We start from the raw sequence: 12000 nt of genomic DNA on the forward strand, positions 1-12000 counted from the left end.
AGTTGCTAATTTACCACCCTCGGAGGACACGCCTTGAAGCAGCCCACCCAAATTAGTTGGGATCAGTCCATGATCGAAAAATATAATTACAGCGGTCCTCGTTATACCTCTTACCCGACCGCACTAGAATTTGACGCCTCCTTCACCGAAGAAGACCTGCTCACCTCTATTGCCAACAGTAAGAGCAATAAACTGTCGCTGTATCTACACATTCCTTTCTGCGCCAAGCTCTGCTACTACTGCGGCTGCAACAAGGTGATCACCCGTCATCAGCACAAGGCCGACCAATATATCGAATACCTAGCGGCAGAGATCGTCAAACGCGCACCGCTGTTTAAGCATTATCAGGTCACCCAGATCCACTGGGGTGGCGGTACGCCAACCTTCCTCAGCCCAGAGCAGATCCTCAGGCTGTCGGCGCTGCTCAGAGAGCACTTTAATATTGCCGAAGAGGGTGAATACTCTATCGAAGTCGATCCACGCGAGATCGAACTCTCTATGCTAGACACCCTCAAAGAAGCTGGCTTCAACCGTATCTCGGTCGGCGTACAGGACTTCAACAAAGAGGTGCAGATTGCCGTTAACCGTGAACAGGACGAACAGTTTATCTTCGACCTGATCGCCAAGGCCAAAGCCATGGGCTTCGTGTCGACCAACATCGACCTGATCTACGGCTTACCACACCAGACACCGGAAAGCTTTGCAGAGACTATGCAGCGCGTACTGGATCTGTCTCCCGACAGACTCTCTGTCTTTAACTACGCTCACCTACCGGCACGTTTCGCGGCCCAGCGTAAGATTAAGGACGAGCATCTGCCGACACCACAGCAGAAGCTGGAGATGCTACACCAGACTATCGAGACGCTGACGGGTGCTGGCTACCAATACATAGGCATGGACCACTTCGCCAAGCCGGATGATGAGCTTGCTATTTTGCAGAACGAAGGTCGCCTGCACCGTAACTTCCAGGGTTACACCACCCAGGAAGAGTGTGATCTTCTGGGTCTTGGGGTATCTTCCATCAGTCAGATCGGCGATTGCTACGCCCAGAACCAGAAAGATATCCGCCCTTACTATGAGTCGGTGGATGAGAAGGGCCACGCCCTATGGAAAGGCTGCAAGCTTAATCGTGACGACGAGATCCGCCGCGCCGTGATCAAGCAGCTGATCTGCCACTTCGATCTGGATATGGCCAAGATGGATGAGCGATTAGGGATTAAGTTTGAAGAGTACTTCGCCGAAGATCTCAAACTGCTACAAACCTTTATCGACGACAAGCTGGTCGAAGTCAAAGACAGAAAGATCACAGTTGGCGAAACCGGCCGTCTGCTGATCCGCAACATCTGTATCTGTTTCGACGTCTACTTCCGCGATAAGGCTCGTCAGCAGCAGTTCTCTCGGGTTATCTAAGCCCCAAACATGAAAAAAGCCGATGATGATTCATCGGCTTTTTTGTTTATGCTTTCTTAGGCCTTGGCGGCATAGAGCGCCTTACGCTCGCTGTCGGAGATAAAGGCCATCTCCACGCCGTTGCGCTGCAGCTGTGCCAGCTCGGCGTCGCTAAAGCCCATCTCCTGCTTCACGGTGCGGTACTCGTGCTTGATGTCGATGGCACTCACGCCCGGATCGTCTGTGTTGAGACCAATCAACACGCCCGCCTCCATGAAGGTACGCAGCGGATGCTCCTGATAACTGGTCACTGTCGAGGTGTGCAGGTTACTGGTTGGGCAGGACTCTATGCCTATCCTGTTGGCAGCCAGATACTCCATCAGCTTAGGATCATGTATCGCATTGACACCATGGCCGATGCGGGTCGCGCCCAGCTCCTGAATAGCCTGCCACATGCTCTCGGCGCCAGCAGCCTCGCCGGCATGAGCCGTAATAGCCAACCCTGCGTCACGCACCTTCTTGAAGTGATCGTTAAACAGGGCGCCCGGGAAGCCTAGCTCATCCCCCGCCAGGTCCATCGCCACTAGGTGCTGCTTATAGGCAAGCAGAGCGTCCAGCTCCTGCATACAGGCATCCTGACCGAAAGAGCGAGACATGATGCCGATCAGGTTAATCTTCACCTGATGATCCTTAAGGCCAGCCTTAACCCCGTCGATAACGGCTTCGACGACGCCTTCTATCGGCAGCTTGTGGTTCATCGCCATGTAGTAAGGACTGAATCTCAGCTCGGCGTAATCCAGACCAGAGATCGCCGCATCGGCGACGTTCTCATAGGCCACGCGTTTAACCGCATCGAGATCCGCCAGGACGGCAACCATCCAGTCGAGCTTCTTTAGGAAAGCCACCAGACTCGATTCTTTCCCCTGAATTTGAACGAAAGGCGCCAAACCTTCCAAGGTATCGGCAGGTAAAGCAATATTGTGTTGGTGGCCCAGGTCCCAAATCGTTTCCACCCTGACGTTACCATCAAGATGACGATGCAGATCCACCAACGGAATGGATGTATCAATCATATTTAACCCCTATTTGAACCCCTCAGCCAATATTGTTTTTTGTCTGGTCTGAAGTTGTTGCAACTATAACATGCATTTTTTAACGATATGCATGACTTATGTTCAGCTTTCGACTTAACTCTGCTGCAATACCTGCTCACAATTTATCTAGCGCCGTGGGTGACCCGCCAAATTGAATATTGCATAATCGTGAAACCCATTCCTGGGCCCATAATAATGACAACAGGACCACCCATGTATAAACCCTTAGCCCCTTGCCTACTCTTACTCAGCCTCACGGCCTGCCAAATGGCCCCCACCGCGGATGTCGCCACGGCGCCGCAAACCAGTGTCAGCCAGAGCCATCAGCAGTTACAGCGCATCATAGACGATGCCTGGCAACTTAGGTTAGAGTCTAGCCCAGAAATGGCCTACGCACAGGGAGACGAGAAGGCGGCGGGTAAACTGGATGACCTCTCACCCGAGGCGCTGGCAAACCATAACCAAGCCGAGCAGGCCCTGTTGGCACGCCTCAAGGCCTTGGATTTGGCATCGCTCGACAAGGCCGATCGCATCGACGCCCAGATACTCATCTATCAGTTACAAAACAGTGTCGATCAATACCGTTTCCACGACCATTATCTGCCGATCACCGCAGAAAGCGGCTTTCACGCCTATATCGCCTCCATCGCCAAGGGCAACTTCAATAGCGAGGCCGATTACCGCAATTACTTAAGCAAGCTTGAGGCCCTGCCCCACTACTTTGCGCAGCAGACCTATTGGCTGAAACAGGGTCTGGCCCAAGGCATCACCCCGGCTAAGGTGGTCTTAAACGGCTTCGAAGAGAGCATTAGCGCCTTCATAGTACCTGTTGAGCAGAGCGGTTATTTTAAGCCCTTCACCCACTTTCCCAAGCACTTTACCCAGGCCCAGAAAGCCGAGTTGACGGCAAAGGGCAAGGCCTTGATTGAGCAGAACGTACTGCCCAGCTACCGGGCCTTCTATGACTTCATGACCCAGGAATATATCCCAGGCGCACGGGAGAGTATTGCCGCCTATGACCTCCCCGACGGTGAAGCCTTCTATGAGAATCGCGTACGCTACTACACTACGCTGCCCATGACCGCAGACGAGGTGCACCAACTCGGGCTAAAAGAGGTTAAGCGCATTCGCACCGAGATGCAGGCGATAATAGATAAGCTCGGCTATCAGGGCAGTTTCGCCGATTTCCTCCACTTCCTGCGCACCGATCCTCAGTTCTACGCCAAGACCCCGGAGCAGCTGTTGAAAGAGGCCGCCTTTATCGCCAAGAAGGCCGATGCCATGCTGCCGAAGTTCTTCGGCAAGCTGCCGCGCACGCCTTATGGCATTCAGGAAGTGCCCGCCGAGATCGCCCCCAAATACACCACGGGGCGCTATTCTGGCGCCAGTGGCGATGACCAACCCGGCTATTACTGGGTCAACACCTATGCCTTGGACAAGCGCCCCCTGTATGAGTTGGAAGCCCTGACCCTGCACGAAGCCGTACCTGGCCATCACCTGCAGATCTCCCTCAACAAGGAGCTGACCTCCCTGCCTAACTTCCGTCGTTACAGCTATATCTCGGCGTTTGGCGAGGGCTGGGGACTCTACTCTGAATATCTCGGACTGGAAGGCGGTTTCTATCAAGACCCCTACAGCAACTTCGGCCGTCTGACCTACGAGATGTGGCGCGCCGCCCGCTTAGTGGTCGACACTGGCATGCACGCCAAGGGTTGGACACGTCAGCAGGCCATCGACTATATGGCCGGCAATACGGCGCTATCGCTACACAATGTCACTACTGAGATAGACAGATATATCTCCTGGCCGGGACAGGCGCTGTCCTACAAGATAGGTGAACTCACCATCAAGCGTTTACGCGCCAAGGCCGAACAGGCGCTGGGTGAAAAATTCGATATCCGCGCCTTCCATGACGCCGTCTTGGCCAATGGATCTGTGCCTATGGCGCTGCTGGAACAGCAGATAGATGACTTCATCGCCACTCAGGCCGCTCGCTAACCCCTCCGGCGTATTAATGGCTTGAGGCAGTTAGCCCCCTCAAGCCATTAATCGCCATAAGATATCGTGTTACACTCAGGCATCTTGTCCCTAATTCAGATCGCCCATGTCCACAGCCACAGTCTCTACAAGCACTGACACTAGCGCCACCTCACTGCCGGTTTTTTCCAGTGAACTGACTGACAATCGTCAGCAGCTAGATGCTTTCTGGCTGGGTGTCGAGCAGGGTTATCTGACGACAGGCGATGGCCTCAAGCTGGCTTACTGCGTGGCCGCTCACCCCGAGTCGAATCAGGCGATAGTGATCAGCAGCGGCCGTGTCGAGGCCTACCTTAAGTATCAAGAGCTGATCTTCGATCTCTATCAGCTGGGATATAGCGTCTACGCCCTGGACCATAGAGGACAGGGGCTGTCAGACAGGCTAACCGACAATCCGCACCAGGGGCATGTAGCGAAATTTTCCGACTATGTGGATGACCTTGGCCTCTTCGTCGATACCCTAGTCATCCCCAAGCAACATGACAGGCTGTTTCTGGTAGGGCACTCAATGGGCGGCACCATAGCCACCCTGTATCTACAGCAGGCGTCCAAGGTGTTCGATGCGGCCGTGTTATCGGCGCCCATGTATGGCATCTGCCTGCCGATGCCTAAGCCCTTCGTGCGCTGGTTGGCCGGACACCTGGATAATGACTCCAGTAGCAAGCCCAACTACGTCTTAGGGGGCAAGAACTATCAACCCGTCCCCTTCGAGCAGAACGAGCTTACCCATAGCGCTAAGCGCTATCAAGACTATCGTCGGCTGTATGAGACCTACCCTCAGCTGCAGCTGGGCTCCCCCACCAACCGATGGTTAACCGAGTCCCTCGATGCCTGCGAGCAAGCAGTAGAAGCAGCAAAACACACTCATACGCCTATCTTGATCTTACAGGCAGAGGAAGACTCCATCGTCGACAATCGCGCGCAAGATGCAGCCAGGGGAGAGCATTGCCACCTGTTTAAGGTCGCCCATGCCCGTCATGAGATCTTCATCGAAAGGGATAGCGCCCGAAACCAGGCGCTGGGACAACTTGCAGACTTTCTCAGCCTACACGCTTGATAACAGCGGCCTGTCTCCGAGCCTTACCAGCAGGCGAGCCAACTCTTCGCCCGGCATGGGGCGGTGGAATAGATAACCTTGGTATAAGTCGCAACGATAGGCCTTGAGCTGCTCGAACTGGGACTGGATCTCGACGCCCTCGGCGACAAACTCAAGATTCAGGCTGTGAGACATATCGATCATGGCCTTGACGATAGAGGCAGAGGCTTCGCCATTACCCATGTCTCTGATAAAGCTGGCATCTAGCTTGAGGCGATTCAACGGTAGCTCCTGCAGATAACTCAGCGAGCTATAACCCGTGCCGAAATCATCCACGGCGATGCTGATCCCTGCCTCTCTCAATTGCGTCATGGTCTGGCGCACCTGCTGCAGATCCGTCAATAACACATGCTCGGTAAGCTCGAGTTCGATATGGGTAGGGCTGATCCCTTGATCCTTTAGCATGGCCAACAGCTTAGGTGCAAACTCATCCTGGTGGAACTGACGCGCGCTGACATTGATCGAGACCATAGGTGGGCGAATACCTTGTTCCTGTAACCCACGAATGAAACGACAAGCCTCCAGCAACACCCACTCACCCAGCTCGACGATTAGGGCGCTGCCCTCGGCCACAGGGATAAAGTCGGCCGGTGAGATAGCCCCATGCTGTGGATGGTGCCAGCGCAGCAAGGCCTCGACCGAGGCAATCTCGCCCTTGGCATTCAACAACGGCTGGTAGAAGAGAGATAACTGATGACGTGCGACGGCATGCACTAGCTCTGTGCGGATCATCAGATTTTGCGCGGCGCGTTTATCCATCTCACTGCTGTAGACCACACAGGCATCGCGTCCACTCTCCTTCGCCTGAGCCAGCGCCATATTGACCCGTTTTAACTGCTGCTCCGGCGGGATCGCCTCGCTTGGATCGATGATGGCGATCCCCACACTGGCGGAGAGATTAAAGGTATGGCCACTGATATGAAAGCTGCGGGCGATCAGCTGACGCATCTGACTCGCCAGGGCCTGAGCTCGACGCTGGGCACCGAGAAGATCTTCCGGCAGCTTCTTCACTAGAACCACGAACTCATCGGCGGCCACACGGGCGATCAGCGAGTTAGAGGAGAAGTAGCTGGATAACCTGGCAGCGATCTGGATCAGCAGCCTGTCGCCACCATGATGCCCGAGGGCATCGTTGACTACCTTAAAGTTATCCAGGTCCAGCATAAACAAGGCCGCGCAGCTTCCCGACTCATCCTGCTGCTGATACAGGGCATCCATCAAGGCGCGGCGATTGGCAAGATCCGTGAGCGGGTCGTGCTTGGCCTGATGCATCGCCGCCTTCTGGTTACGAATATCCTCTGTCACATCGGACAGTGTGCCTATCATGCGTAGCGGTTTACCCTTCTCGTTCCACTCGACCGTCATCCCCCTGTCGAGCACCCAGATGTAATGCCCCTGCTGATGGCGCAGTCGATGCACGCTCTCAAACTCCTCGGTTTCCCCATTGAGGTAAGCGTTAAGGTTTTTGAGTATCCCCTCTTTGTCCTCGGGGTGAAGCCGGCTCTTCCAGGTTGCCAGCTCGGGCACTAAGTCTTCAGGCCCATAGCCCAACATATCCTTCCAGCGGTCGGAGAGAAATACGCTATTGTCCTCCAGGTTCCAATCCCAGATGCCGTAACGTGAGACCTCTACGGCAAACAGCCATCTCTGCTCGCTATCCTTAAGCTGTTTCGCCCCCTGCTGGAACCTATCCTTAAAGCGCCTAAGATTCTGCTCCAGGCTATGCAATTCAATGAAGGGAGATTCGATCGGCTTTTGCCTGGAATCGGTTTCACGCTGGCCCAGGGCCGCCGCCTGGCGACTCAGGTAGCGAATCGGCGACAACACGAAATAGTAAAACAGGCCGAGCAAGACCAAGGTGGTCGCCAAGGCAATCGCACCGGTTCGCATCAGGCCTACTAAAACGGTTTCATCGCTAGCGGCCAGCATGGGCGCCATATCATATTCGAGATAGATGAGTTCGGGACGTTCGACCGACAGAGAGGAGAGCTGTGGGGTGATAGGATAATAGGCCTGGATCGACTGACGCTTATCATTGAAGTAGATGCGAGATCTGCCCTCGGCGACGCTGTTTTCGTGGGCCTGGCTCTCGTAACCATCGATCACTAACTGCGCCGAGCTGTCACGCCATACCCCATGATTGGCAAAGCGTATGTTGCCCCTGCGATCGATAAGCGTATACACGGAAAGACGAATATCGCTGCCGAGCAGGGCCAGTTCCTCTTCCACCCGCGTGAAGTCTTGCGCCTTGGCCGCCATCGCTACCAGGTGATTCATTCGCATTAATCCCTGAGACAGGTGCTCTACCTGGGAGGCGGACACATAGTCTCGACGTTGCTGACGCTCGACAAAGTAGCTACTGGTAATAAAAAACGCAAACAGCAAGACACACACCAGAGGTGCGAAGAGAATGAGCGAGGGACGTGAGAAAAATTTCAGCAAAGCCACTGCACCTAAAAAAGGGTCGTCAGACGTAACACATCTTATCAATACAGGATTAATTGCGTGTGTTTGTGCCGATTATGCCACATTTAAGTTACTTAGTGACTAAACATTATTGCATTTAGCTATAAGCATATAGAGATAGCTAGGACGGCTTAAACTTGTGAAAGCCAGAAACGAAAAAAGCCTCTGCATTGCTGCAGAGGCTTTCGTCTTAATGTTGGTGGGCGCATATCGCAAGGCGATGTGCTCATGCGCGCGAAGTGAAACGAGCTGGGGAAGACGGGAGCGATGGACCGGCACGTTAACTTCGACGAACTCAAATATCAATACACACCACAAAAGGCAGATGGCAGCGGTGGACCAACGATCTCGGCCACCATCACAAGTGAGAAATGCAGATAGGAGATGAGATACTATTTTTTTAGGGCTTAGTGCATGAGCATTTTGAAAAGGCAGAAACGAAAAAAGCCTCTGCATTTCTGCAGAGGCTTTCATCTTAATGTTGGCGGAGCGGACGGGACTCGAACCCGCGACCCCCGGCGTGACAGGCCGGTATTCTAACCAACTGAACTACCGCTCCTTTAGTAACACGCTTACGCGGGATACTAAATTAGGCGCCTGGAAATGACCTACTCTCACATGGGGAGACCCCACACTACCATCGGCGCGATTGCGTTTCACTTCTGAGTTCGGGATGGGATCAGGTGGGACCACAATGCTATGGTTTCCAGACAAATTTGGAAATTCGGAAAGCTGTACTCTTATCTAAGAGTCAATCTGAGTTCGCACTTCAATCAAGTACTTTGTATTCTTTTGATTACGTAAAACCATTATACGAAACCCTTTTGGGTTGTATGGTTAAGCCTCACGAGTCATTAGTACAGGTTAGCTCAACGCCTCACAACGCTTACACACCCTGCCTATCAACGTCCTAGTCTCGGACGGCTCTTTAGAGACCTTAAAGGTCTAGGGATGACTCATCTTAGGGCTCGCTTCCCGCTTAGATGCTTTCAGCGGTTATCGATTCCGAACGTAGCTACCGGGCAATGCCATTGGCATGACAACCCGAACACCAGCGGTTCGTCCACTCCGGTCCTCTCGTACTAGGAGCAGCTCCCTTCAATCATCCAACGCCCACGGCAGATAGGGACCGAACTGTCTCACGACGTTCTGAACCCAGCTCGCGTACCACTTTAAATGGCGAACAGCCATACCCTTGGGACCGACTTCAGCCCCAGGATGTGATGAGCCGACATCGAGGTGCCAAACACCGCCGTCGATATGAACTCTTGGGCGGTATCAGCCTGTTATCCCCGGAGTACCTTTTATCCGTTGAGCGATGGCCCTTCCATTCAGAACCACCGGATCACTATGACCTGCTTTCGCACCTGCTCGACGTGTATGTCTCGCAGTTAAGCTGGCTTATGCCATTGCACTAACCGTACGATGTCCGACCGTACTTAGCCAACCTTCGTGCTCCTCCGTTACTCTTTGGGAGGAGACCGCCCCAGTCAAACTACCCACCAGGCACTGTCCTCAACCCCGATTCAGGGGCCAGAGTTAGAACATCAACACTACAAGGGTGGTATTTCAAGGATGACTCCACGAGAACTGGCGTTCCCGCTTCAAAGTCTCCCACCTATCCTACACATGTAGGGTCAATGTTCAGTGCCAAGCTATAGTAAAGGTTCACGGGGTCTTTCCGTCTAGCCGCGGGTATACGGCATCTTCACCGCAATTTCAACTTCACTGAGTCTCGGCTGGAGACAGCGTGGCCATCATTACGCCATTCGTGCAGGTCGGAACTTACCCGACAAGGAATTTCGCTACCTTAGGACCGTTATAGTTACGGCCGCCGTTTACCGGGGCTTCGATCATGAGCTTCTCCGAAGATAACCCAATCAATTAACCTTCCGGCACCGGGCAGGCGTCACACCGTATACGTCATCTTGCGATTTTGCACAGTGCTGTGTTTTTGATAAACAGTTGCAGCCACCTGGTATCTGCGACTCCCGTCAGCTTAGAGAGCAAGTCTCATCACCAACAGGAGCGTACCTTCTCCCGAAGTTACGGTACCATTTTGCCTAGTTCCTTCAGCCGAGTTCTCTCAAGCGCCTTGGTATTCTCTACCCGACCACCTGTGTCGGTTTGGGGTACGATTCCTGCTAACCTGAAGCTTAGAAGATTTTCCTGGAAGCATGGCATCAACTACTTCATCACCGTAGTGACTCGTCATCAACTCTCAGTATTAGGTACCCGGATTTGCCTAAGTACCCTACCTACAGCCTTAAACGCGGACAACCAACGCCGCGCTAGCCTAGCCTTCTCCGTCTCTCCATCGCAGTTAGCAGAAGTACGGGAATATTAACCCGTTTCCCATCGACTACGCCTTTCGGCCTCGCCTTAGGGGTCGACTCACCCTGCCCCGATTAACGTTGGACAGGAACCCTTGGTCTTTCGGCGAGGAGGTTTTTCACCCCCTTTATCGTTACTCATGTCAGCATTCGCACTTCTGATACCTCCAGCGTGGGTTACCCCTTCACCTTCAACGGCTTACAGAACGCTCCTCTACCGCACTAGCGCAAGCGCTAGTACCCATAGCTTCGGTGTATTGCTTAGCCCCGTTATATCTTCCGCGCAGGCCGACTCGACTAGTGAGCTATTACGCTTTCTTTAAATGATGGCTGCTTCTAAGCCAACATCCTAGCTGTCTAAGCCTTCCCACATCGTTTCCCACTTAGCAATAACTTTGGGACCTTAGCTGATGGTCTGGGTTGTTTCCCTTTTCACGACGGACGTTAGCACCCGCCGTGTGTCTCCCGAGTAGTACTCATTGGTATTCGGAGTTTGCAAAGGGTTGGTAAGTCGGGATGACCCCCTAGCCTTAACAGTGCTCTACCCCCAATGGTATTCGCTCGAGGCGCTACCTAAATAGCTTTCGAGGAGAACCAGATATCTCCCGGTTTGATTGGCCTTTCACCCCCAGCCACAAGTCATCACCGCATTTTTCAACATACGTGTGTTCGGTCCTCCAGTTGATGTTACTCAACCTTCAACCTGCCCATGGCTAGATCACCGGGTTTCGGGTCTACACCTTGCAACTAAACGCGCAGTTAACACTCGGTTTCCCTACGGCTCCGCTATTCGCTTAACCTCGCTACAAAATGTAAGTCGCTGACCCATTATACAAAAGGTACGCAGTCACGGTCTCAAGAACCGCTCCCACTGCTTGTACGTATACGGTTTCAGGTTCTATTTCACTCCCCTCACAGGGGTTCTTTTCGCCTTTCCCTCACGGTACTGGTTCACTATCGGTCAGTCAGGAGTATTTAGCCTTGGAGGATGGTCCCCCCATATTCGAACAAGATATCACGTGTCCCGTCCTACTCGTTTTCACCTAAAGTTAGTTTTCATGTACGGGGCTATCACCCTGTATCGCTGTGCTTTCCAACACATTCCACTAACACCCTCTAGGCTTAAGGGCTAATCCCCGTTCGCTCGCCGCTACTAGGGGAATCTCGGTTGATTTCTTTTCCTAAGGGTACTTAGATGTTTCAGTTCCCCTCGTTCGCCTCACTAAGCTATGTATTCACTTAGTGATGACACCTTATGGTGCCGGGTTTCCCCATTCGGACATCGTTAGCTCAAATGCTTGTTACTAGCTCGCCAACGCTTTTCGCAAGTTACTACGTCCTTCATCGCCTCTGACTGCCAAGGCATCCACCGTATACGCTTAGTCACTTAACCATACAACCCAAATGAGTTTCATCTGAGTCGCATCGCAACTAACGGTTTCTACTTTCGCCAAAAGAATACTCAAGTCACTTGATTAAAGTGTGTTTTGAGAACTCAATTATTTTTCGCAATAACCTTTCGGTTATTACTATCAGCTTTCCAAATTTTTAAAGAACAAGCATCGTCGCTCGGACGTGCCACTCG

The 12000-nt window shown here is 53.0% G+C and carries 5 protein-coding genes, 1 tRNA gene and 2 rRNA genes; 3 read left to right on the forward strand and 5 right to left on the reverse strand.

The window, feature by feature from the left end; all coding sequences use genetic code 11:
* Positions 1-33: 33 nt before the first annotated feature.
* Entirely contained in the window at positions 34-1410 is a 1377-nt protein-coding gene (gene hemN, locus K0I31_RS19410) for an oxygen-independent coproporphyrinogen III oxidase (protein WP_083764367.1), read from the forward strand.
* Positions 1411-1466: 56 nt separating this feature from the next.
* Here the strand turns inward: hemN and add are convergent, their stop codons facing one another.
* Positions 1467-2462, reverse strand: a complete 996-nt coding sequence (gene add / locus K0I31_RS19415) for an adenosine deaminase (RefSeq protein ID WP_220079441.1) — start codon at positions 2460-2462, stop codon at positions 1467-1469.
* A gap of 234 nt (positions 2463-2696) precedes the next feature.
* On the opposite strand from add, the gene K0I31_RS19420 reads away from it, so the two are divergent.
* Complete coding sequence (locus K0I31_RS19420) at positions 2697-4481, forward strand: DUF885 domain-containing protein (RefSeq protein WP_220079442.1); 1785 nt, start codon at positions 2697-2699, stop codon at positions 4479-4481.
* A gap of 106 nt (positions 4482-4587) precedes the next feature.
* Positions 4588-5577, forward strand: coding sequence for an alpha/beta fold hydrolase (locus K0I31_RS19425; protein WP_258406539.1), 990 nt, complete (start codon positions 4588-4590; stop codon positions 5575-5577).
* Here the strand turns inward: K0I31_RS19425 and K0I31_RS19430 are convergent.
* The 4 genes from K0I31_RS19430 to K0I31_RS19445 form a co-directional block, all read right to left on the reverse strand.
* The gene (locus K0I31_RS19430; RefSeq protein ID WP_220079443.1) at positions 5566-8058 is read right to left on the reverse strand and encodes a putative bifunctional diguanylate cyclase/phosphodiesterase; all 2493 of its coding nucleotides are present in this window, start codon (positions 8056-8058) and stop codon (positions 5566-5568) included. The two genes, K0I31_RS19425 and K0I31_RS19430, sit on opposite strands and share 12 nt — an antisense overlap.
* Positions 8059-8564: 506 nt before the next feature.
* A tRNA-Asp gene (locus K0I31_RS19435) sits at positions 8565-8641 on the reverse strand.
* Positions 8642-8677: 36 nt separating this feature from the next.
* Positions 8678-8793 (reverse strand): 5S ribosomal RNA (rrf, locus tag K0I31_RS19440).
* 122 nt (positions 8794-8915) lie between these two features.
* Positions 8916-11808: ribosomal RNA gene (locus K0I31_RS19445) — 23S ribosomal RNA — on the reverse strand.
* Between the last annotated feature and the right edge of the window lie 192 nt (positions 11809-12000).

The sequence above is a fragment of the Shewanella spartinae genome, from assembly GCF_019457555.1.
Taxonomy (GTDB): domain Bacteria; phylum Pseudomonadota; class Gammaproteobacteria; order Enterobacterales; family Shewanellaceae; genus Shewanella; species Shewanella loihica.